The sequence below is a fragment of the Streptomyces sp. E2N166 genome, from assembly GCF_003671715.1.
Lineage (GTDB): Bacteria > Actinomycetota > Actinomycetes > Streptomycetales > Streptomycetaceae > Streptomyces > Streptomyces thinghirensis.
Genome location: NZ_RAIF01000006.1, coordinates 346,045 through 370,393, shown reverse-complemented (window position 1 = coordinate 370,393; position 24,349 = coordinate 346,045). Strand labels below are relative to the sequence as shown.

Here is a 24,349-nt window from a genome sequence, read left to right as displayed (position 1 = left end):
AACATCTACTCAACTTTGACTAGAGTGAACGCATGGTTGAGAAGACGATCCCGATCCTGCCGTGCCGGTCCCTTCAGCCCGTTCTCGACTTCTACACCGCCCTCGGGTTCGAGGTGACGTTCCGGCAGAGGAGCCCCAACCCGTACGCGGTCGTGGAGCGCGGTGACATCGAGCTGCAGTTCTTCGGGCTGAGGCAGTACGAGCCGGCCGAGTCGGTCAGTACCTGCTACGTCCTGACCGACGACGTCGACGGGCTGCATGCCGCGTTCCGCGCGGGGCTCAAGGCGGCGTACGGGAGGATTCCCACGCGAGGGCTGCCGCGTATCGGGCAGCTCAAGGACATGTCGTACGGAGTGCGGCAGTTCCTCATGAGTGATCCGGGCGGCAACTGCGTCCGCGTCGGGCAGCCGACCGGCGAGGACCCGCGTCACCGGCCCGCTCCCGAGGAGACCTTCGCCCGGGCCCTGCACCACGCGTCACTCCTGGCGGACTCGAAGGAGGACCCCGCGGGCGCCGCGAAGGTCATCGACCGGGTGCTTCGCCTCCCGGGGGAGCGGCCCACGCCGGTACAGATGTTACGCCTCCTCGTGCTGCGAGCGGACGTCGCCGGGCGTCTCGGCGACGAGGGGACCGCGACGACCGCACTCGCCGACGCCGCCGCCATCCCACTCGCCGCCGACGAACGGAAATCGGTTCAGGACGACCTCGGGCGTCTCCAGGAGCTGCGCGACTGAGGCCTGCTCAGGCCCTGCCGGCCGATGTGGGCGGTACCCCGGGCGGTGGTCGGCATGACAAGCTGTGGTCCTGTTGTCCGAACCCAGGAGGTCACCATGACTGCAGAGTCTTCATCGCAAGCAGGTTCGGAGTCGGCTGACGGCGAGAGCCCTGCCGTGACGCCCGACGAGAACGGCCAGTACGACCTGAAGGGCAAGTTCCGGGAAGCTCTGGAGCGCAAGCGCGGCAAGCAGGCGGAGGCCGCGGCCCTCGCCGGGCACACCGACGCGTCGAAGATCCGCGGCGAGCATGGTCCGGCTGCTAGCCAGCGGTCGTTCCGGCGCAAGAGCGGCGGCTGATCGCGTGGCCGGCCGCTCGGCGGCCGGCGCGACCGAGCCTCTCCGGCCGGGGCCTCGGCGCCGTCCGGAGAGGCCGGGAGCAGGGCCGAGTCGGACGTGATCACAGCCCTGCTCCCGAGGCGGGGTTACGTCAGGGCCGACTGGTCAAGTAGCCGCCCATGGAGGTGAAGTACTCCGTCGCGGGCAACTCCTGTCCGTCCTCCGTGCGTACGCGCGTGATCGCGAGGCCCCGGTTGCGGCCGGTGCGCGCGTCGGCTCCGGCGACGATCACCACGCCGTCGCCCTCGCGATAGAAGACGCGGCCCGGCGTACCGCCGTAGCGGCCCTGGGACACGACGGCGGCGAGGACCTCGAGTCGCCTGCCCCTGTGGAAGGTGAAGGCGCTGGGGTAGGGATCGGACTGGGCGCGCACCAGGCGCTCCAGATTCTCGGCCGGCCAGGACCAGTCGATGCGGATGTCCTCGACGGAGCGCTTGTGGAAGAAGCTCGCCAGGGACCGGTCCTGCTTGGTGAACTCCGTCCGGCCCGCGGCGATGAGGCCGAGGGCGCCGATGGTGACCGGAGCGATGAGGTCGACCGTCTTGTGGAAGAGGTCGGTGGCGGTGTCCGCCGGCCCGACCGGCACCGCCTCCTGCCGGACGATGTCGCCGGCGTCGAGTTCCTCGTCCATCATGTGCGCGGTGACGCCCACTTCGGTCTCCCCGTTGATCAGGGCCCAGATCAGCGGGGAGAAGCCGGCGTACTTCGGCAGCAGTGAGTCGTGGACGTTGAGCGTGCCGTGGCGCGGGAGGCCGAAGATGCGCGGGGGGATCCACGTCCGCCAGTTGTTGGCCACGATGACGTCCGGGTCGGCCTCCTTGAGGCGTTCGAACAGCTCGTCGTCGTCAGGGCGGTTGCGGATGAGTACCGGCACGCCGTGCTCCTCGGCGAGGTCGGCGACGGAGTCGCTCCAGATCTTCTCGTAGGCGTGGTCGCTCTTGGGGTGCGTCACGACCAGCACCACGTCGTGTTCGGAGTCCAGGAGGGCTTGGAGGGTGCGGTGCCCCCAGGTCTGGTAACCGAACATGACGACCCGCATGGGGTTCCTCCTTGAGGCAGGGGATGGCCCGGGCAAGTAAAGCAAGCCTTACCTTGGTCCGCAACGGCTGCGCGCGGTAAGCCAGTTGACGGAACTCCTGCTCGGGACCGCCCTATCGACAGCCGCACGGCATTAGCTTAGGCTCACCTAAGTTTCCGGCGGTCGCTCCGTCGGCATGTCCCATTTCGGCAATTCCCCACGCCCGACAGGTGACTGACCCGCACGATGGGAGTGACATGTCACAGGTTCTTCCTGATGACGCAACACTGGTCCACGACCTCATTGGTGTCGGTTTCGGACCGTCCAACGTCGCCATGGCGATCGCGATCGGCGAGCACAACGCACGGGCCGGCCGGCCGGAGGCGATCACCGCTCGCTTCTTCGAGCAGCAGCCGCGCTTCGGCTGGCACCGCGGCATGCTGATCGACGACGCGACCATGCAGGTGTCCTTCCTCAAGGACCTGGTGACACTCCGGAACCCGGCCAGCGAGTTCAGCTTCCTCTGCTACCTGCAGAGCAAGGGACGGCTGATCGACTTCATCAACCACAAGAACCTCTTCCCGCTGCGGGTGGAGTTCCACGACTACTTCGAGTGGGCCGCGGCCAAGGTCGACGACATGGCCTCCTACGGTCACGAGGTCGTCGGCGTCGCGCCCGTCGTCCGTGACGGATCCGTGGAGCACCTGGAGGTGACGGTCCGTTCGGGGGAGGGGCTCGAGGTCCACCGGGCGCGCAACCTCGTCATCGGAACCGGGCTGCGTCCCCTCGTGCCGGACGGCGTGGAGCGCGGCGACCGCGTCTGGCACAACTCCGAACTACTGGCGAAGGTCGACGGGTTGGAGGGCACCTCACCCTCCCGGTTCGTCGTGGTCGGCGCGGGACAGAGCGCCGCCGAGAACGTCGCCTACCTGCACCGCCGCTTCCCCGAGGCCGAGGTCTGCGCGGTCTTCACCCGCTACGGCTACAGCCCCGCCGACGACAGCGCGTTCGCCAACCGGATCTTCGACCCAGCGGCGGTGGACGAGTACTTCGCCGCGCCCGGCGGCGTCAAGCGCCGGCTGATGGACTACCACGGCAACACCAACTACTCAGTGGTGGACATCGACCTGATCGACGACCTGTACCGGCAGATGTACCGGGAGAAGGTCCTCGGTACCGAGCGGCTGCGCTTCCTCAACGTGTCCCGGCTCACCGAGGTCAAGGAGACGCCCGACAGGGTCAGGGCCACCGTCACATCCCTCGTCACCGGCGAGGAGACCCTCCTGGACGCGGACGTCGTGGTCCTCGCCACCGGCTACAGCCCGGCCGACCCGCTCGGCCTGCTCGGCGAGGTCGCGGACCGCTGCCTCCGGGACGACGAGGGTCTCGTCCGGGTCGAGCGTGACTACCGCGTCGCGACCGAGCCCGACCTGCGCTGCGGCATCTATCTGCAGGGCGGCACGGAGCACACCCACGGCATCACGTCGTCCCTGCTGTCCAACACCGCCATCAGGGTCGGGGAGATCCTGGAATCACTCCTCGCCCGGGGCCTCAAGTCCGCTTCCGACGAGGCTCGAACGGTCGCCGACGGAACCGGCACCACCGCCCGCTAGTGTACGTCGCCATGACCACGACTGCGGTTGAGCGCCCCCTGCTCAGGGGCACAACAGAGGTCCGCCGAAGGCGGGTTGTGGGTTTGGGCGCACTCGCGGTGATACTCGCGGTCGCGGCGGCGGCCTCGCTGGCCGTGGGCGCGCGCGCGTTGAGTCCCGCCGAGGTGTGGCACGGGCTGTTCGCGGCGGCCGACTCCGATCAGCGGCTCACCGAGATCAGGCTCATCGTGCGGACCGTGCGGGTGCCCCGCACGGTGCTGGCGGTCGTCGCGGGCATCGCCCTGGGGATCGGCGGGGCGCTGATCCAGGGGTACACGCGAAATCCAATCGCCGACACGGGCCTGCTGGGGGTGAACTCCGGCGCCTCGTTCGCCGTGGTGTCGGGGATCGCCCTGTTCGGGTTCACCGACCCGTTCCAGTACGTCTGGTTCGCCTTCCTGGGCGCGGCGGTCGCGGGTGTCGTCGTGTTCGGGCTGTCGAGCATCGGCCGGGGCGCGGGCAACCCGTTGACGCTCGCACTGGCCGGGCAGGGCGTCACCGTGTTCCTCGCGGCGATGACCACGGCGGTCGCGCTGACCGACAAGGCCTCGCTGAACGCGCTGCGGTTCTGGAACGCGGGCTCGGTGGCCGGTGTCGGGTTCGACGTCATCTGGCCGGTGACCGGGTTCATCGCGGTCGGGCTGGTGCTGGCGCTGACCACGCTGCCCGCCATCAACCTGCTCAACCTCGGTGACGACGTGGCGCGAGGGCTGGGCGTGAACATCGCGCTGAGCCGGACCGTCGGCATCGTGGCCATCACCCTGCTGGCGGGCGCGGCGACGGCCGCGTGCGGCCCCATCGCGTTCATCGGCCTCATGGTGGCGCACGTGGCCAGGTATCTGACCGGGCCGGACTATCGCTGGCTGGTGCCGTACGCGGGACTGCTGGGAGCCGTCGTGCTGCTGGTCTGCGACATCGTGGGGCGCCTGGTGGTGCGGCCGGGGGAACTGGACGCGGGTGTCCTCGTCGCTCTCCTCGGCGCCCCGTTCTTCGCGGCTCTGGTGTGGCGCGGAAAGTTCAAGAACACGTGAACGGGGCGGACGTGAAGGTGAACGAGGCCGGTGTGCGGCCATCCCTGACGCCCGGCGTGCGGCTCGGACGTATGTCGTTCGTATGGCGGCCCTGGACCGCGTGCGTCACGCTGCTGCTGGCGGCGGCGGCCTTCCTGGTGTTCTGCCTGTCCATCGGTGTCGGGGACTTCCCGATCGGCCTGCCCCGGGTGGTCGCCACGATCTTCGGCCGGGGTGAGCAGGTCGACGAGTTCGTGATCATGGATCTGCGGATGCCGCGGGCCCTCGCCGGCCTCGTCGTGGGGATCGCGCTGGGGGTGTCCGGCGCGCTCACGCAGTCCATCGCGCGCAACCCGCTGGCCAGCCCGGACATTCTGGGCATCACCAGCGGCGCGAGCGCCGTCGCCGTGTTCCTGGTGACCGTCTCGGGCGGCACCGCCGCCGCGATCGTCAGTGCCGTGGGCCTGTCCGCGGCGGCGCTCGCGGGCGGTCTCGGCACCGGCCTGCTGGTGTACTTCCTGGCGTGGCGGCGCGGGATCGACGGCTTCCGGCTCATCCTCATCGGCATCTCGGTGAGCGCCGTGATGCAGGCGATCACGACCTGGCTCCTGGTCACGGCCGACATCAGGGACGTGGCCCGGGCCCAGGCGTGGCTGGTCGGGTCGCTGGACAACCGGGGATGGAACGAGGTCTGGGTGGCGCTGTGGGGGACGCTCGTCCTCCTGGTCGTCGTGTCCTGTGTCGCGTTCCAGTTCAAGCCCATGCACTTCGGCGACGAGGTCGCCGCGGGCCTGGGGGTCCGGTACTCGATGGTGCGGGCGGTCCTGCTGCTGTGCGCGGTGCTGCTGGCCGGCGTGGCGGTGAGCGCGGCGGGTCCGGTCCCGTTCGTCGCGCTGGTGGCGCCGCAGGTGGCGATGCGTCTGGCGAGGTGCCCCACACCGCCGTTGGTGGCCTCCGGCATGGTGGGCGCGCTGCTGTTGATCGGCTCGGACCTGCTCGCGCGGACGGCACTGCCGGTCTCCCTCCCGGTCGGCGTGGTCACCGCGGCGATCGGCGGCCCCTTCCTCGTCTATCTGCTGGTGCGGGCGAACCGCGGATAGCTGGTACAAAGTAAGGCGAGCCTAAACAAGGGGGCCTTGTGGTCGTTCAGTCCATCACCGCGGCCAAGTCCGGAGTCGACGGCGTCTCACGGCTGGCAGCCAGGGGCGTCTCGGTCGGCTACGGTGCCCGGACCGTCATCGACGAACTCGACGTGGCGATCCCGCCCGGGGTGATCACCACGATCATCGGGCCCAACGGCTGCGGGAAGTCGACCCTGTTGCGGACCCTTTCGCGGTTGCTCAAACCGACCAGGGGCACGGTCGTGCTGGACGGCGAGGACATCGTCACGCTCAGGACCAGGGACGTGGCGAAGAAGCTCGGCCTGCTGCCGCAGGCGCCGGTGGCACCCGACGGGCTGACGGTGTCCGACCTGGTCGCCAGGGGCCGCCACCCGCACCAGAGCTGGCTGCGGCAGTGGTCGTCGGACGACGCCGCCGTAGTGGAGCGCGCGTTGGCCATGACCGGGGTGTCCGACCTCGCCGACCGACCGGTCGACTCGCTGTCCGGCGGGCAGCGTCAGCGCGTCTGGATCTCGATGACCCTGGCCCAGGGCACCGACCTGCTGCTGCTGGACGAGCCGACCACGTACCTGGACCTGGCGCACGCGATCGACGTGCTCGACCTGGTGGACGACCTGCACGAGTCGGGATGCACGGTGGTCATGGTGCTCCACGACCTCAATCTGGCCACGCGCTACAGCGACAACCTCGTCGTGATGCGCGAGGGGGCGGTCCTGGCGCAGGGACACCCGCGCGACGTGATAACCGCCGAGCTGCTGCACGAGGCGTTCGGGCTGCGCGCCAAGGTGATCGACGACCCGGTGGGCGATCGCCCCCTCATCGTCCCGATCGGCCGGGCCCACGTCGAACTCGACCGTGAGGCAACCGAGTTGTAGGAGTGAGGGTAGGCTAACCTCACTCGGGCGCGGTAAGGTTTGCTGCCCTTAGACGGGGGCGCAGTGGACAGTGCGACAGCAAGGGATCTCCGGATGCTCCTCCACAGAACGACGCGTATGAAGTCCCGGCAGCGGTTGGCGGCGGTACTGTCCGCCGCCGCCCTCGGCGCCGGCCTCCTCGCGGGCTGCGGTTCCGACTCGAACGACTCGGCGGACAAGGCGGGCAACGACACCTCGGCCGCCGCCTCCGGCGCCTTCCCGGTCACCGTGGAGCACGCGTTCGGCACCACGAAGGTCACCGAGGCCCCCAAGAGGGTCGTCTCCGTCGGCTACACCGACGACCAGACCATCCTGGCGTTCGGCATCAAGCCGGTCGGCATGGTCGACCAGTACCCGAACCCGCCGGGTCGGAGCCCCGACATCAACACCCAGTGGCCGTGGGTGAAGGACAAGTGGGGTGACACCGAGCCCGAGGTCATCATGAAGAACGGCGACTCCGGCCCCAACTTCGAGAAGATCGCCGCCCTGCGGCCGGACCTGATCATCGCGGTCTACTCGGAGATCGACCAGGCCGCCTACGACAAGCTCTCCAAGATCGCCCCGACGGTGGGCCGCACCAAGGCCGAGAAGGAGCCCTTCAGCGCTCCGTGGCAGGACAACGCCCTCCACATCGCCAAGGCGCTCGGCAAGGCCGAGGAGGGCGAGAAGAAGGTGGCGGACATCCAGGGTCAGCTCGACGCGGCCAAGGAGGCGCACCCCGAGCTGGCCGACCGGACGGCCGTCGCCCTGTCCTGGTACGAGGACTCGGTGGCGCCGTTCACCTCCACCGACGTGCGCGGACGGCTGGTGACGGGCATCGGCTTCAAGTACCAGACCGAGATCGACAAGGTCGCCGACGGCAGCTTCTACACGAAGCTCTCCCCCGAGCGTGTCGACCTGGTCGACGTCGACCGCATCTTCGTCATCAACGACAAGGCGGACCAGGACAAGCTGAAGAAGTTCGAGCTCTTCACCAACCTCGACGCCGTCAAGAACGGCAAGGTGTCGTACCTCCTGGACAGCGAGGGCCCGGCGGTCGGCGCTGCCATCTCCCAGGGCACCCTGCTGTCCATGCCGTACGCCATCGACGAACTCGTCAAGTCGGTCGGGTAGGTGTGACCAGCACCGACACGCGCGTCGCCCCGGCCGCGCTGCGCACGGCGACCGGACGCGAGGCCGGCCGATGGATCGGGGCGCACTGCCGCGAGGTGCCGTGGCTCACGGCGGCCACCGTGCTCACCACGGTGGCCGGCGCGGCGCTCCAGGTGCTCCCCGTGCTTCTGCTCGGCCGAGTGGTCGACGGCGTGGTCGAGGGCGCGTCGCGATCGGTCCTGGTCACGATCGGGGCCCTGATGGTGGCAGCCGCCCTGCTCGGCGCGGTGGCCACCGCGGTGTCGACGTACCTCATCGGGCGGCTGGGCGCCGACCTCCTCGCGCGGCTGCGGGAAGGCGCCGTCCGGGCGGTACTGGGGATGCCCAGCACCCGGATCGAGCAGGTCGGCCGAGGGGACGTGCTGTCCAGGGTCGGTGACGACGTCGCCGTGATCTCCAACGGCATCCGCACGGCCGTCCCCACGGTGTTCTCCGCGGGGGTCCTGGTCGTCATCGCCACGGCGGGCATGTTCGGGCTGGACTGGCGGATCGGTCTGGCGGGCGCCGGCGCGTTGCCCGCGTACGCGTTGGCCCTGCGCTGGTACCTTCCCAGGTCCGCGCCGCTCTACCGGAAGCAGCGGGTGGCGCAGGCCGATCGCGCGCAGGCACTGATCAGCGGTCTGAACGGGATCGACACGGTCCGGGCGTACCGACTGGAGGGCGCCTTCCGGGAGAAGGTCACCGCCGAGTCGTGGAGAGTGCGCGATCTCGGGATCGAGGTGTTCCGCTTCTTCGGCCGGTTCGTCGGCAGGGAGAACCGCGCCGAGTTCATCGGACTGACCCTGATCATCGTGGTGGGGTACGCCCTGCTGGAGGCCGACGCCGCCAGCCTGGGCGAGGTGTCGGCGGCCCCGCTGCTGTTCCACCGGCTGTTCACCCCGCTGGGCGCCATCATGTTCACCTTCGACGAGGCGCAGAAGTCGGGCGCGAGTCTGACCCGCCTGGTCGGGGTGCTGGGTGAGGACGCGGAGGACCGGCTGGTGGGTGACCCGTCGGTGGCCGTGGCGGACGCCGTGCCGTACCCGGTGACGGTTCAGGGGGTGACGTACGCCTACCCCGGCACCGAGGAGCCGGTCCTCAGAGACGTCGACCTGACGATCCCGGCGGGCGGTTCGCTCGCCCTGGTGGGGGCGACGGGCGCGGGCAAGACGACCCTGGCCGCGCTGATCGCGGGCATCGGGACACCGCGGGCCGGGTCGGTGCGCGTGGGGCCGACCGATCTGGCCGGACTGGACGAGGCGGGGGCCCGGGCCCTGGTGAGCATCCTGACGCAGGAGGCGCACGTGTTCTCCGGGCCGCTCGCCGACGACCTGCGGCTGGCCGCACCGGAGGCGACCGACGCCGAACTCATGGACGCCCTGCGCACGGTCGGCGCCGAAGCGTGGGTCGACGCGCTGCCCGACGGGCTGAGAACCCCGGTCGGCGAAGGCGGCGAGCGCCTGGACGTCACCAAGGTCGCCCAGGTCGCCCTGGCGCGGCTGGTGTTGAGCCGCTCGCCGGTGGTGGTGCTGGACGAGTCGACCGCGGAGGCGGGCAGCGAGGGCGCCGCCGAGCTGGAACGGGCCGTGCTGGCCGCCTGCGCGGGCCGGACCACGCTGTTCGTGGCGCACCGGCTGACCCAGGCGATGGCGGCGGACCGGATCGCCGTGCTGGACGCGGGGCGGGTCGTGGAGGAAGGCACCCACGAGGAGTTGGTGGCTCTCGGTGGCCGGTACGCCCGGCTGTGGCGGGCCTGGCGAGAAGGTAGTTAGGTATGCCTAAGTTAGGTTAGCCTGCGTTGATTCCTTGGAAGGGGCGTTGAGTCTTCGATGATGGAACCGACCGCTCGTCTCGTACTGCTTTCTCCCGGGCACCTGACCGACATCCGCCGCCGCACCGGCGACTTCTCCGACAGGACCATCGCCGAGGCGTGCGCCATCGGGCTGTCGTACTGGGCGACGGGCCGCAGTCCCGACGGCATCGACCTCGCCCCCGGCACCCTGTTCACCGACGTCCTCGGCTGGGTCGCCAGCGGCGGTGCGGCACCCCGCGGTTGGGACGTCGGAGCGGACCTGCGGAGCATCTCCCTCCCCGAAGGCGTCGTACCGGACGACGCGCAGCTCGCCCTTGACGACCTGGCCGACTTCCCGGACCGGCCCGTCGGCACCATTCGCCCGTCCAGCAGGCAGGCGCGGCTGGAGGACCTGGCCGAGTGGAACGACACCGACGCCGACCGGAGCCGCCCGACCCTGGTGGAGATGTTCCGCGAACAGGCGCGGAACAGGCCGGAAGCCGTGGCCGTCGTCGACGAGCACCGGACGCTGACGTACCGTGAGACGGCCGCGCTGGCCTCCCAGTTGGCTCACCACCTGGTCGAACGAGGACTCACCGCCGAGCAGGTCGTCGGCATCTCCCTGGAGCGCTCCGCGGACATGGTGGTGGGGCTGCTCGGCGTGCTCCAGGCGGGCTGCGCCTTCGTGCCGCTCGATCCGCACTGGCCCGCCGCGCGCCGGGCCGTCGTCATCGAGGACGCCCGGGTCGTGGTGCAGCTCAACACCTCGGGCGAGTCCGCCGCGGGCGAACCGGAAGCAGTGGCCGTGGACCTCGGCGACTGGCGATACGCTTCCCACCCCGCCGAAGGGCCCACGGTCGGCGTCCTCGGCCAGTCCCTGGCCTACGTGATCTTCACGTCCGGTTCGACCGGGCGGCCCAAGGGCGCGATGATCCGGCACGAGGCGATCAGCGAGCGCCTGCTGTGGCAGGTCCACGAGATCCTGGGCTTCGGCCACGACGACGCGTCCCTGTTCAAGGCGCCGCTGTCCTTCGACATCTCCATCAACGAGATCTTCCTGCCGCTGGTCTGCGGTGCCCGGCTGGTGGTCCTGCGTCCCGGCGGCGAACGCGACCCGCACCACCTCCTGAGCGTGATCGCCGAGCAGCGCGTCACCTTCACCTATCTCGTGTCGTCCATGCTGGACGTGCTGCTGGAGATGTCGGGCGACTCCGGGCGGCTCGACAGTCTGCGGCACGTCTGGTGCGGCGGCGAGGTGCTGACGCCCGAACTGTACGAGCGGTTCCGCACCCGGCTCGACATCCCCATGTACCACGGCTACGGCCCCGCCGAGACGACGATCGGTGTCTCGCACGTCGTCTACCGGGGCGCGGCGGAACGGCTGTCGACGTCGATCGGCAGGGCCAACCCCAACACCCGGCTGTACGTGCTGGACGAGGCACTGCGCCCGGTCCCGGTCGGCGTCGGCGGCGAGCTGTACGTGGGCGGGTTCCTCCTGGGACGCGGGTACGTGGGAGCGCCCGGCCTGACCGCGTCCCGGTTCGTGGCGAACCCCTTCGCCGGTGACGGGTCCCGGCTGTACCGGACCGGTGACCTCGCGCGCTTCGCCCCCGACGGCTCGCTGGACTTCCTCGGCCGGGCCGACAACCAGATCAAGATCCGCGGTATGCGGCTGGAGATCGAGGACGTCGAGGCCGCCCTCGCCGAGCACCCCGGGGTCCGGCACACCTGCGTCCTCGCGAAGAAGAACGCGGCGGGCGGCACCTACCTGGTGGGGTACGTCATCCCGGCCGCGGTCCACGGCGGCCTGCGGGCGGCCGACGTCAAGGCGTGGGCCGGCGAGCACATGGTGGAGTACATGGTGCCCGCCCACATCGTCGCGATGAAGGAGTTCCCGCTCACCGCGAACGGCAAGCTGGACCGGCACGCGCTGCCCGAGCCCGCGGCCGGGCAGGCTCCGCTCGTCCCACCCGCCACCGAGAACGAGCGCGCGGTGTGCGCGGCGGTCGCGGCGCTGCTGCAACTGGACGAGGTCGGTGTCGACCAGGACTTCTTCCAGCTCGGCGGAGACAGCATCCTGGCCATCTCGCTGCTGAGCGCGCTGCGCGACGCGGGGCTCCACGTCACGGCACGGCAGATCTTCACCCACAGCACCGTGGGGGCACTGGCGGCGGTGGCGAGCCGTGAGGACACCTCCACCGTGGACCACCGCGACGTCGCGACCGGCCCCGTCGTGGGATCGCCCGTCGTGCAGTGGCTCGGCGAGACCACCGACGCCATCGACGGCTTCGTGCAGTCGGTGGTGCTGAACACCCCGGCGGACCTGACCGCCGGCGCCCTCGACGCGATCCTCGCCGCCGTGGTCGGGCGGCACGACATGCTGCGGGCCAAGCTGGTGCGCGGCGCCCGCTGGGGCTTCGACATCCCGGACGCGGACCAGCCGGAGCAGGCGGACGGCGTGGTCGCGCGGTGGCAGCAGAGCGACCGGCCGCTCGACGAGTGCGTCGCGCTCGCCACCGAAGGGCTGGACCCGACGGGCGGCGTGATGCTGCGCGCCGTCTGGCGCCGCGAGGCACGGCAACTGGTGCTCGTGGCCCACCACGTCGTGATCGACGGCGTGTCCTGGCGGGTCCTGATGGACGACCTGGCCACGGCATGGCGGCAGTTCGCCTCGGGCGACCCGTTGGAGCTGCCCCCGGCGGGCACGTCGTTCCGGCGCTGGACGCAGTTGCTGGAGCGCGCGGCGTTCGACGCGGACAGCGCCTACTTCCGGCGCCCCCTGCCGGAGGCGGACGAACCGCTGGGCAGGCGCGCCCTGTCCGAGTCGGACACCGTCGCACGGGAGCGGGTACGGACGGTATCGGTCGGCGCCGAGACCACGGCCGCGCTGCTGAGCGAGATACCCGCGCGATTCCACGCGGGCGTCAACGACGTGCTGCTGACCGCGCTCGCCGTCACCCTCGCCCGCCGGCGCCGCGACCTCGGCCAGGACCAGACGTTCGCGCACATCGAGCTGGAAGGCCACGGCCGAGAGGGACGGTTCGTCGCGCGGTCGGCCGGCTTCGAACCGGAACTGTCCCGGACCGTGGGCTGGTTCACCACCCTGTACCCGGTGACCGTGGACCCCGGCACGGCCCCTGACCTCACCGCACCCGAGTACCTGGCAGCCGCGCTCAAGGCAGTCAAGGAAGACCTCTCCCGGGTACCGGACAACGGCGTCTCCTACGGCGCGCTGCGGTACCTGGCCCGTACCGGGTTCGACACGCCCGCCCCCCAGGTGCTGTTCAACTACCTGGGCCGCTTCGACGCCGGCGCGGCAGGCGACTGGAAACTCGCGCGGACCACGGGTCAGCTGGGGGAGAGGCGCGATCCGCGGATGCGCCTGCCTCGCGCACTGGAGTTCAACGCCATCGCGGAACCCGCGTCGACCGGCGAGTACGAGCTGGTCACCGCCATCTCCTGGCCCGACGGGATGTTCACCGACGAGGACGTCGCAACCCTCGGCGAGTACTTCCGGGAGGCCCTGACCGGGCTGGCCGCGCTCGACCGGGGCGGCCACTCGCCCAGCGACTTCGCTCCGGTGCCGCTCACCCAGGCCGACGTCGACGCGCTGGACGGCCCGGCGCTGCGGGACATCCTGCCGTTGACCCCGTTGCAGGAGGGTCTGTACTTCCACTCGGTCTACGACGACGACTCGACGGGCAGCTACGTCGAACAGCAACTGCTGACACTGGAGGGCGAGGTGGACGCCGAGCGGCTCGCGGCAGCGGCCACCCGCCTGCTCACGCTCCACCCGAACCTGGCGGCGCGGTTCGTGGCCCTCGCCGACGGCCGTGTGGTGTCCGTGCTGGAGAGCGGTGTCGAGGCGCCCTTCACCACGCTGGACCGCCCCGGCATCACCGACGACGAGATCCGCGACCACGCCGAGCGGGACCGCCGGGCCGGCTTCGACCTGGCCACCGGCCCGCTGATGCGGTACACGCTCGTCCGCGGGGGCCCCGGCCGGAACGTCCTGGTGCAGACCGTGCACCACATCGTCGCCGACGGCTGGTCGGTGCCGCCCATGCTGCGCACCCTGCTGGCCGAGTACCACGCGCCGGGGAGCGTGCACGTGCTCGGCGGCTTCCCCGACCACGCCCGCCGGCTCGCCGCCCGCGACGACGACGCGAGCGACCGGGTCTGGCGCGAGCAGCTCGCGGAGCTGCCCGGCCCCTCACTGGTCGCCGAGGGACACACCCCGTCGGACCGGTTCGCGGACACCTCCGTGGAGGCCGAGGAGGACATCGACGCCGCCGCCCGGTCGGCCGGCGTACCGCTGAGCGTGGCCGTGCACAGCGCCTGGGCGGTGACGCTGGGCGGCATCCTGCACGGCAGGGACGTGGTGTTCGGTTCCACGGTGTCCGGACGTGACGCGGATGTTCCCGGCATCGAGGACATGGTCGGTCTGTTGATCAACACGATCCCCGTGCGCGCCCAGTGGGCCGGTACCAGCACCGCACGTGACCTGCTCGCCTCGGTCAGGGCCCACCAGAGCGCGGTGCTGCCGCACCAGCACGTCTCGCTGGCGAGGATCGCCCGCCAGGCCGGCACCGTCTCACTGTTCGACACCCTGGTGGTGTTCGACGTGGCGACCGACGTGGCCGCCCTGCGGCGGCCCGACGACACGCTGGTCATCGCCGGCATCGTGAACGAGGGTGCTCCCCACTATCCGTTGACGCTGGTGGTGGAGCGCGCGCCCGGCGGCCGCCCGCGCTTCAACCTGATCTACGACGCCGAGCTCCTGCGGGAGGCGAGCGCCCAGGAGATCCTGCACACCTTCACCCGGACCCTCACCGGCCTGCTCACCCGGCAGGACGCCCTGGTGGACGAGCTGACCTCCGAGGGGGTCCCACGGCGTACGGAGCCCATCACCCCGACGACCCTGGCCGGTCTGTTCGATGCCGCCGCGCTACGGGACCCGGCCGCCACCGCCGTCACCCAGTGCGGTCTCGACGGCGGGACCCGGTCCCTGACCTACGGCGAACTGGCGGACGCGAAGGGCACGCTGGCCTCGGCACTGCGCGCGTCCGGTGTGGGACCGGGCGGCCGGGTCGCCGTCGCGGTCCCGCGCTCGGTCGAACAGGTCGTCGCCCTGGTCGCGATCGTCAGCGCGGGGGGCGCGTACGTTCCGCTGGACCTGGCGTACCCGGACGAGCGACTGGAGTACATACTCGCCGACTCCGCTCCGCAGGTCGTGTTCGTGGCCCCGGAGCAGCGCGAGCGCTTCACGCGGCTGCTGGCCCGGGCGGGCGTACCGGCGCGTGTGCTCGTGCAGGGGGAAGTGCCGCCTGCGGCGACCACCGAGCCGGAGCCCGGGGCCGGTTGGGCAGACCCCGCCTACGTGATCTACACATCCGGGTCGACCGGCAGACCCAAGGGTGTCGTCGTCCCGCACTCCAGCGTGGTGACGCTGCTCGCGAACACCCGGTCCGACATGGGCTTCGGACCGCACGACGTGTGGGTCCAGTTCCACTCCTTCTCCTTCGACTTCGCGGTCTGGGAGCTGTGGGGGGCGCTGGCGCACGGCGGTGAGCTGCTGATCCCGGAGTACGGGCTGACCCGTTCCCCGGTCGACTTCCACCGGCTGGTCCGCGAGCGCGGAGTGACCGTGCTCAACCAGACCCCGTCGGCGTTCTACCAGTTCACCGAGGCCGACCGGCAGGCCGGCGAACCACTGCCCGCGCTGCGGCGGATCATCTTCGGAGGCGAGGCGCTGGACCTCGGGCGGCTGCGCGGCTGGGTCGAGCGGCACGGCACCGGTTCGCCCGAGCTGGTCAACATGTACGGCATCACCGAGACCACCGTCCATGTCACCCACCGGGTGCTGACCGACGAGGACTTCGGTCCCGGCGGCGACGCCAGCCCCATCGGCGGTCCGCTTCCCGGCCTGGTCACCTACCTGCTCGACGACCGGCTCCGGCCGGTGCCGCCGGGCAGGGTGGGCGCCATCTACGTCGCCGGCGACCAGGTGTCGCTCGGATACCTGGGCCGGCCCGGGCTGACCGCCGGCCGGTTCGTGGCGAACCCGTTCGCGGGCGACGGCTCCCGCATGTACCACACGGGTGACCTCGCCCGCCGCACGCTCGGCGGCGAGTTGGAGTTCACCGGCCGTGCCGACGACCAGGTGCAGCTCAAGGGCTTCCGTATCGAGCTGGGCGAGGTGGAGGCCGCGATCAGGGAACTCGACGGGGTGACTGACGCGGCCGTCACCGTCGCGGGGAGCGGCGACCACCTGGTGGCGCACGTCGTGGGCCGGGCGACCGAAGACCTGACCGAGCAGCTGTCCACGAAGCTGCCCGCGCACATGATTCCGGGCCGGGTGCTGCCGGTCGACGCCCTGCCGCTGACGGTCAACGGCAAGCTGGACCGCAAGGCCCTGACCGAGCGAGCGGGTACGCCCCTGATTGACGAGGGGCGGTGTCAACCTGTGGCCCCGGCGCGCGGCGCGACCAGCGGCACCGGACCCGCGGACGACGACGCCGCCGACGACTCCGCGCTCGCCGCCATCGTCGCGATCTTCGCCGGCACCCTCCCCGGCCACGACGCCGACCCCGACACCGACTTCTTCCGCGCCGGAGGCGACAGCATCGTCGCCATCACAGTGATCAACCGGGCAAGGGCACTCGGACTGCCGATCACGCCACGGGACGTGTTCCTGCTCAGGACCCCGCGCGCCCTCGCCGAGCACCTGGGGACCAGCGCCTCGCGGACCCCGGTGCCCGCGGCCGCCCGCCGCGCGGACGGCCCGCTGCCGCTGACGCCTATCGTCCTGAGGCAGCGCGAACTGGGCGGCTCACTCGCCCGGTTCGCGCAGGCCAGGGCGCTGGTGGCCCCCGAGGGCACCGGCTTCGCCGACGTCGAGCGTGCCGCGCACGCCGTCGTGGCCGCGCACCCGGTCCTCCGCCTGCGACTGAGCGTCGAGCACGGGGTGTGGTCGCTGCGCACCGAACCCGCGCGCGAGACCACCGTCACCCGGATGGACGCCACTGACACCACCGACGCGACGACCGCGGCCGACGAAGCCGCCGGGCGGCTCGATCCCGAGTCCGGGGACGTCATCGCGTTCACCTGGCTGGAGAAGAGCCGGACCCTGGTGGTCACCGTGCACCACCTCGCCGTCGACTCCGTCTCCTGGCTGGTCCTCCTGGAGGACTTGGCCACCGCGATGCGCGGAGCCCCCCTGGCGCCCCCGACGACGTCCTACGCCGAGTACGCAGAAGCACTGACGCTCCAGTCCGCCCGCGCGGTCGGCGACCTGGACCACTGGATCACCACCCTCCAGGCTCCCGCGCCGCTGCCCCCGGCGAGGGAGCCGCGCGAGACCACGGTCGTGCTCGCACCACAGGTGAGCGACCTCGTGACGCGCACCGCGCCCGCCGCACTCGGCATCGGTCTCACCGAGCTGCTGTGCGGCGCGCTGCGTTCCGCGCTGACACACATCCAGCCGTCACCCACCGACCTCGCCATCGAGTTGGAGCGGCACGGCCGGGTCCCGGCCCTCGAGCACCACGACTACAGCCGTACCGTCGGCTGGTTCACCTCCATCGCGCCCGTACGGCTCACGGCGCACACCGACCCGCTCGCTGCCGCGCGCGAGGTGGCACGACGCCAGCCGGACGAGCACGCGCACGTCGCCTACGGGCAACTCAGGTATCTCAACCCGCAGACGGCTCCGCTGCTGAACGCCCGCCCGCAGGTGCTGTTCAACTACCTCGGCCGGGGCGGCGAGTCCCAGGCGCCGCACCTCACGGGCCGCGATCGGACCAGCCCGTACGCCGTCGAGGTCAACGCGTGGACCGACGCGGCCACCGGCAGCCTGCACGCGGCCTTCACCCTTGCCGAGGGCGTCCCCGACGAGATCACCGGGCACTGGCACAGCGCACTGGAACAGATCGCGGACGCCGCCACGACGGCCGAGCGCACCGCACCGGTCACCCCGCTCCAGCGAGGCCTGTACTTCCAGGCCCAGATGGCGGGCTCGGCCGGACACTACGTGGCGCAGAGCTACTTCACCTTCGACCGGCGCCTGGACGCCGACGCGCTGGCCGAGGCGATGGCACACGTGATCGCGCGCCACCCGGTCGTGGGCGCCGGCTTCACCACCGACGAGGAGGGAAACCCCGTCCAGATCCTCGCGGCGGGCCGGCGAGTCGACGTCGCTACCGTCGAGAAGGCGACGGAAGCGGAGGTCGAAGCCCTGCGCGCCCGGGACCGGGACACGGGATTCGATCCGGGCCGACCGCCCCTGGTCCGGCTGACCGTGGTGCGCCTGCCCGGCGACCGCGACGGTCTGCTCCTCAGCTACCACCTGCTGCTGTGGGACGGCTGGTCCCGCGAGATCGTGCTGCGGGAGCTGTTCGACGCCTATCAGGCCGTCCTGGCGGGCGAGCCGCCGGCAGCGGTCGCGGCCACGCCGAGCTTCGAGGACCACGCCCGAGCGCTCGACGCGAAGGACCCGGCCGAATCGGAACGCTTCTGGGCGCGGTACCTGGCCGGCCTTCCCGGCCCGACGCTGCTCGCCGGCCCGGCGCCGTCCCTCTCCGACGACCTGCCGCGCGCGCTCGTACACACGCTCACCGTCGATCGGTCGGACCTGCTGAGGGAAACCGCCAGGACGCACGGCGTCACTCTGAACTCGGTGCTGACCGGCGCGTTCGGCCTCCTCCTCGGCGCACACACCGGCCGCGGCGACGCCGTGTTCGGCGTGACCGTCTCCGGCCGGGAGGGCGAGGGACTCTCCGACATCGTCGGCGTACTGCTCAACACCGTGCCCATGTGGACGCGAGCCCGGCCGGACCAGACGGTCCGGGAGTACCTGACCGCCGTCCAGAGGGCCAGGGTCGAGGCCATGGAGCACGAGCACCTCGGTCTCGGAGAGATCCAGCGGGCCGGCGGGCACGACACCCTCTTCGACAACCTGTTCGTCCTCCAGAACTTCCTGGACATGGACGCCTTCGCCGGCATGAACGCCAGGCACGGCATCACCTCGGTGAAGGCCGACGACTCCACCCACTATCCGTTCACCTGGGTCGTCACACCGGGCGACAGGCTCACCGTCAAGCTGGAGTACCGCGACGAGGACACGGACAAGGCCCGTCGTCTCCTCGACGACTACCTGCGCGTACTCGGAGAACTGGCCCGGTCGGCCGGGCCGGTCGGAGCGCTGCGGGGCCCGGGCCCCGAGCCGGAGCCCGCAGCGCGCACGGACATCGGCACGGACACCGTCGTCGACCGGTTCGACCGTGCCGCGGACCGCGATCCGCAGCGCGTCGCGCTCGTCGCCCACGGATCGCACATGACCTTCGCCGAACTACGGGACCGCAGTCGCGCGGTGGCGGGTGTGCTGGCCCGGCGCGGCATCGGCCCCGAGGCGACGGTGGGTCTCGCGATCCCGCGCTCCCTCGACTCGATCGTGGCGCTGTTCGCCGTACTGCGCGTCGGCGCCGCGTACGTGCCGCTGGAGCTGGACCACCCGGACGAGCGGATCGCCGCGATCGTCGCGGACGCCGGTCCGGACGTGATCGTCACCGTGAGCGCCGTGTCTCCCCGGCTGACCGGCGACCTGATCGAGCTGGACCGCCCGCTGCCCGCGGCCGAGCCGTTCGTGACCTTCGCGCCGGACGACCCCGACCGGCTGCGGCACCCCGCGTACACGATCTACACCTCCGGATCGACCGGTAGGCCCAAGGGCGTGGTGACCGAGTACGCCGGACTCACCAACATGCTGGTCAACCACCAGCGCCGGATCTTCGAACCGGTGCTTTCGGCGCACGGGCACCGGGTCTTCCGGATCGCGCACACCGTGTCGTTCGCGTTCGACATGTCGTGGGAGGAACTGCTGTGGCTCGCCGACGGCCACGAGGTGCACATCTGCGACGAGGAACTGCGCCGTGACGCGCCCAGGCTGGTCGAGTACTGCCTCGAACACGGGATCGACGTGATCAACGTGACCCCGACCTACGCGCAGCAACTGGTGGCCGAGGGCCTGCTCGACGACCCGGCACGCCGGCCGGCACTGGTGCTGCTGGGCGGCGAGGCCGTCACCCCGGCGCTGTGGCAGCGGCTCGCCGAGACCGAGGGAACCGTCGGCTACAACCTCTACGGACCCACCGAGTACACCATCAACACCCTCGGAGTCGGCACCTTCGAATGCCAGGACCCGGTGGTGGGGGTGGCCATCGACAACACGGACGTGTACGTCCTGGACCCGTGGCTGCGGCCGCTTCCGGACGGCGTTCCCGGAGAGCTGTACGTGTCGGGCATCGGGATCGCACGGGGCTATCTCGGGCAGCCCGCCCAGACCGCGCACCGCTTCGTCGCGTGCCCGTTCGGTGCACCCGGCGAGCGCATGTACCGCACCGGGGACCTGGTCGTCCGACGGCCCGACGGCAACCTGATGTACCTGGGGCGCACCGACCAGCAGGTCAAGATCCGGGGGCACCGGGTCGAACCGGGCGAGGTCGAGGCCGCTTTCGCGGCGCACCCGGCGGTGCGGTTCGTCGCCGCGGTCGCCCAGCCCGATCCGCAGGTCGACGGTGCGCACCGGCTGGCCGCCTACCTCGTGCTGGACGGGGCCGACCTCGCCGAGGTCGCCGCCGAAGTGGGCGCCGGACTGCCGGACTTCCTGCGCCCGACGCACTACGCCCAGGTCGACGGCATCCCGCTGACGGTGAACGGGAAGGCCGACGCCAAGGCGCTGCCGGAGGCCAAGCCGCTGGGCGCGCTGACCACGGTGGGGGAGCGGAGCCCGGAGACCGAAACCGAGATCACGGTGTGCGAGTTCTTCGCCGAGGCACTGGACCTCGACGACGACGAGGTGAGCGCGGTCAGCGACTTCGTCTCCCTCGGAGGCCACTCCATGCTGGCGGTGCGGCTGACCGGGCTGCTCCGCCGGGAGTACGGTCCTGTGATCACGATCCGTGATCTGTTCACCCTGCGAACCCCGGAAGCGATTGCCCGCCACCTCGATGACGACTCCTGACACCCAGCGGCCCCGCCCGGGGTCCGACATCCTGCGCACCGCGCTGCGCCGCAACATCGGCGCCATGGCCGGGGGCACCGTCCTCATGGGCCTGTACCAGGCCGGTGAGACCGCCTTCCCGATCGCCCTGGGCCTGATCGTCGAACACACGATGCGGGACCGGAGCCCCGGCTCGCTCGGCGTCTCGATCGCCGCGCTGGCCGTGATCATCACCACCGTGTCGCTGTCGTGGCGGTTCGGGATGCGCATCCTGCAGAAGGCCAACACGACCGAGGCACACCGCTGGCGGGTACGGGTCGCGGCCTGCGGACTCCAGCCGGTGGCCAGGGACGTCGACCTCAAGTCGGGCGAGGTGCTGACCATCGCCACGGAGGACGCCGACCAGACCGCCGACATCATCGAGGTGGTGCCGCTGCTGATCAGCTCACTGGTCGCGGTGGTGATCGCGGCGATCGCGCTGGGCCTGGCCGACCTCCGGCTCGGCCTGCTGGTGATCGTGGGCACCGTCGCGATCCTGTCGATCCTGAGCGTGATGTCCAGAAGGATCGGCTCCAGCACCCGCGAGCAGCAGGCCCGGGTGGCACGGGCCGGCGCGAAGGTCGCCGACCTGATCATCGGCCTGCGCCCGCTGCACGGCTTCGGCGGGAACAACGCGGCGTTCCGGTCCTATCGGAAGGTCAGCACGGAGGCGAAGCAGCAGTCGGTCACCGTCGCCAGGGTGAACGGTGTCTACGCGGGCACCGCACTGGCCCTCAACGCTGTCCTCGCCGCCGCCGTGACGCTGACGGCGGGCTGGCTGGCGTTCGAGGGCCGGATCAACATCGGTGAACTCGTCATGGCGGTGGGACTCGCGCAGTTCATCATGGAACCGCTCAAGCTGTTCTCGGAGATGCCGAAGTACGTGATGATCGCTCGCGCGTCGGCCGAGCGGATGGCGCTGGTCCTGACCGCGCCCCCGGTGACGACCCCGGGCCCGGAGCAACCGGCCGCGGGCCGGGGCCTGGAGGTCGACTGCGTGCGCCACGGATCCCTGCGCAAAGTGAGGTTCCAGGTGGCCGCCGGCGAGTTCGTGGCCGTCGCCGCCTACCAGCCTCGCGCGGCGGCCGACCTCGCGTCGGTCCTGGCCCTGAACGTCCCGCCCGACGCGTACGAGGGAGTCGTGCGGGTCGGCGGCCGGGACCTCGCGGACCTGTCGACCGAGGCGGTCCGTGAGCACATGCTGGTGAACCCGTACGACGGGGAGATTTTCGCGGGCACACTCCGTACGAACATCGACCCGTCGGGCACCAGCCGGACGGTCCCCGAGGCCGTCGAGGCGTCCATGCTGACCGACGTCGTCGCCCTGCACCGCGAAGGGCTCGACCATCCCGTCCGCGACCGCGGCGCGAACCTCTCCGGCGGGCAGCGCCAACGGCTGTCCCTGGCCCGCGCCCTCGCCGCGGACACCGACGTCCTCGTCCTGCGCGACCCGACGACGGCCGTCGACGCGGTGACGGAGCAGCTCATCGCGCGCAACGTCGCGAAGCTGCGCCGGGGCCGCACCACCGTCGTGATCACCAGCAGCCCCGCCCTCCTGGACGCCGCCGACCGGGTCCTCGTCCTGGACGACGGCGTCATCACCGCCGAGGACACGCATCGCAACCTGCTCGCCACCGACGAGGACTACTGCAAGGCCGTGGCCCGGTGATCCGGGGCCACGCCCAAGGGTGTCGCTCGGATCAGGCCGGCTCCGGGCGACGGTGCCTTGCAACCGACGGCAACGCCGCGGATGTGCGCGCCGGGCCCCGCGACCCCGGCGGGATCCGGACGACACCCTAGGCGAGAGCCCAGGCGACATCCCGCAGCAGGGCGTGCCGCCAGCCCGCCCGGTCGTGGTCCGATGCCGACCGAGAGACCCGCACGGTGGCGCCGGCCTGTTCGGTCAGCGTCTCCACCAGGGCGCAGTGGGGGAGCATCCGCGTCTCGTGCTCCCCCACGTCGAACGCGACCCGCAGCCCGGACAGGTCGGGACGCGTCCGCAGGCGCGCGGCGACGGCACCGCCGACCGGGCCGCTCAACGGGTCCGCCAGATCCTGTGCGTCCGGTGTCCACCACAACGACGCCGACTGGCAGGCGACGCGGGACACCAGGTCCGGGAACTCCAGCGCCGCGTACAGCGCGCTCAGCCCGCCGAGGCTCTGCCCCGCGACCACCAGCCGGTCACGGTCGGCGGGCACGCCCGACTCGGCGACCAGCGGCAGAAGTTCGTCCCGGACCGCCTCCCACAGTTCGGGGCGGCACCCGAACTCGCCCGTCCTGTCCCTGACCGGAAGGAAGACGAGTGTGACCGGCGGCAGCTCGCCACAGGCGACGGCCGAGTCGAACGCGGTCGTCGCGGGGTGCAGGTACAGCCAGTCGTCCCCGTCGAGCAGCAGGACCACGGGCCCACCGCCGCCCGCCGGGTGGACACGCACGGTACGCCGCCCGCCGAGCCGTCCCCCGGCCCAGCGCAGCCGGGTGCGGGGGAGGGGCAGGATGTCGGTGGCGGCGACCGCCGGCCAGTGCGGCTGGGCCGGGGCGTCCGGGGTCGCGGCGATGGACCGGTCACCGCCCGCACCGACCGGGTTGAACGGGTCGGCGTACGCCGCGTCCTCGACGAGGAACCGGTACGTCACCCGCAGTCGCGCGGGCATCCGCACCTCGGCGTACCAGCAGTCGGTGTCGCCCCACCGGCGCAGGGGCACCGGCTCCGACCAGCTCTCGAATTCGATGCTCGCCGCCTGGGACCCGCGCCGCAGGAACAGGGTCACCCAACCGTCGCCGTCGGGCACCGACGCGGGTGTCCTCGCACTCGCCCAGAACGCGTCGGAGCCGGGGCTGCCGGACAGTCCGAACGCGGCGAAGGTGTCTTCCTCCACCGACCTCATCAACGTCTCCTTGTGGAGCGGAAAGTGAGAAGGCTAAGCTCATTTCCCATTAGGCGAGCCTAACCTAATTATTCGGGAGGCACCGCGGATGAGCACCAACCCCTTCGACGACGCCGACGGCCGTTTCCTGGTCCTCGTGAACGACGAGGGCCAGTACTCGCTCTGGCCGTCCTTCGCCGAGGTGCCCGGAGGGTGGACGATCGCCTTCGAGGAGAACGGCCGAGCCGCCTGTCTGGAGTTCGTCGAGGCCAACTGGAAGGACCTGCGCCCCCGTTCCCTCGTCGAGGCCATGGACGCCTGACGCCCGATGCTGTGCGCCAGACTGACGAACGCCCGCTTCCTCACCATGGACCCCGACCACCCCGTCGCCCACGACCTGGGTGTCTGGCGGGGCCGGATCGTCGGCCTGGACGAGGCGGTGACCTCCCTGCCCGCACGTGAGGTGGTTGACCTCCAGGGCGCGACCGTGCTGCCCGGGTTCATCGACGCCCATGTCCACCTGGCCTGGACCGGGCTCAAGCAGAACACCCCGAGCATCGCGGGCCGCACGCGGATCGACGAGGTGCTCGCCGTCGTGGAACAGGCCGTCGTCCAGGTGGTGGCGACGTACGTCGACGGCCGAGCGCCGGCCCGGTGGTAGGGAAGCGTGAAATCGACGGCCGGAGCGGAAGGG

The 24,349-nt window shown here is 71.3% G+C and carries 13 protein-coding genes and 1 pseudogene; 12 read left to right on the top strand and 2 right to left on the bottom strand.

Translation table 11 applies throughout. The features are described 5' to 3' along the window. Positions 1–32: 32 nt before the first annotated feature. Positions 33–734 carry a VOC family protein gene (locus tag EBH09_RS01960; RefSeq protein ID WP_121745298.1) on the top strand — a complete coding sequence of 234 codons (702 nt, stop codon included), beginning with the start codon at positions 33–35 and terminating at the stop codon, positions 732–734. 96 nt (positions 735–830) lie between these two features. Then, positions 831–1,073 carry a DUF5302 domain-containing protein gene (locus EBH09_RS01955; protein ID WP_121745297.1) on the top strand — a complete coding sequence of 81 codons (243 nt, stop codon included), beginning with the start codon at positions 831–833 and terminating at the stop codon, positions 1,071–1,073. A 130-nt stretch (positions 1,074–1,203) separates the two neighbouring features. On the opposite strand, the gene EBH09_RS01950 is transcribed toward EBH09_RS01955, so the two are convergent. Next, complete coding sequence (locus EBH09_RS01950; RefSeq protein ID WP_121745296.1) at positions 1,204–2,151, bottom strand: methionyl-tRNA formyltransferase; 948 nt, start codon at positions 2,149–2,151, stop codon at positions 1,204–1,206. Between the two features lie 236 nt (positions 2,152–2,387). On the opposite strand from EBH09_RS01950, the gene EBH09_RS01945 reads away from it, so the two are divergent. From EBH09_RS01945 to EBH09_RS01910, 8 genes are all read left to right on the top strand, one after another. Continuing rightward, on the top strand, positions 2,388–3,743 hold the full coding sequence (locus tag EBH09_RS01945) for a SidA/IucD/PvdA family monooxygenase (RefSeq protein WP_121745295.1): 1,356 nt from the start codon (positions 2,388–2,390) through the stop codon (positions 3,741–3,743). A gap of 11 nt (positions 3,744–3,754) precedes the next feature. Next, the gene (locus EBH09_RS01940) at positions 3,755–4,813 is read left to right on the top strand and encodes an iron ABC transporter permease (protein WP_193776069.1); all 1,059 of its coding nucleotides are present in this window, start codon (positions 3,755–3,757) and stop codon (positions 4,811–4,813) included. Between the two features lie 71 nt (positions 4,814–4,884). Then, positions 4,885–5,892, top strand: a complete 1,008-nt coding sequence (locus EBH09_RS01935; protein ID WP_193776161.1) for an iron ABC transporter permease — start codon at positions 4,885–4,887, stop codon at positions 5,890–5,892. 38 nt (positions 5,893–5,930) lie between these two features. After that, positions 5,931–6,788 carry an ABC transporter ATP-binding protein gene (locus EBH09_RS01930; RefSeq protein WP_121745292.1) on the top strand — a complete coding sequence of 286 codons (858 nt, stop codon included), beginning with the start codon at positions 5,931–5,933 and terminating at the stop codon, positions 6,786–6,788. A gap of 93 nt (positions 6,789–6,881) precedes the next feature. Continuing rightward, entirely contained in the window at positions 6,882–7,940 is a 1,059-nt protein-coding gene (locus EBH09_RS01925) for an iron-siderophore ABC transporter substrate-binding protein (RefSeq protein WP_121745291.1), read from the top strand. A gap of 2 nt (positions 7,941–7,942) precedes the next feature. Then, on the top strand, positions 7,943–9,730 hold the full coding sequence (locus tag EBH09_RS01920; RefSeq protein ID WP_121745290.1) for an ABC transporter ATP-binding protein: 1,788 nt from the start codon (positions 7,943–7,945) through the stop codon (positions 9,728–9,730). A 57-nt stretch (positions 9,731–9,787) separates the two neighbouring features. Beyond that, complete coding sequence (locus EBH09_RS01915; RefSeq protein ID WP_121745289.1) at positions 9,788–20,770, top strand: non-ribosomal peptide synthetase; 10,983 nt, start codon at positions 9,788–9,790, stop codon at positions 20,768–20,770. Continuing rightward, positions 20,757–22,457: an ABC transporter ATP-binding protein gene (locus EBH09_RS01910; protein ID WP_193776068.1), complete on the top strand. Its 1,701-nt coding sequence runs from the start codon at positions 20,757–20,759 to the stop codon at positions 22,455–22,457. Before EBH09_RS01915 ends, EBH09_RS01910 begins: the two co-directional genes overlap by 14 nt. 127 nt (positions 22,458–22,584) lie before the next feature. On the opposite strand, the gene EBH09_RS01905 is transcribed toward EBH09_RS01910, so the two are convergent. Then, the gene (locus EBH09_RS01905; protein ID WP_121745288.1) at positions 22,585–23,676 is read right to left on the bottom strand and encodes an alpha/beta hydrolase-fold protein; all 1,092 of its coding nucleotides are present in this window, start codon (positions 23,674–23,676) and stop codon (positions 22,585–22,587) included. 88 nt (positions 23,677–23,764) lie between these two features. On the opposite strand from EBH09_RS01905, the gene EBH09_RS01900 reads away from it, so the two are divergent. Together EBH09_RS01900 and EBH09_RS01895 are read left to right on the top strand one after the other, a co-directional pair. Next, positions 23,765–23,977 (top strand): MbtH family protein, encoded by a 213-nt coding sequence (locus EBH09_RS01900; protein ID WP_121745287.1) that lies wholly within the window; start codon positions 23,765–23,767, stop codon positions 23,975–23,977. A 6-nt stretch (positions 23,978–23,983) separates the two neighbouring features. Further along, positions 23,984–24,262 (top strand): annotated as a pseudogene (locus tag EBH09_RS01895) (amidohydrolase family protein); the annotation flags it as partial. Between the last annotated feature and the right edge of the window lie 87 nt (positions 24,263–24,349).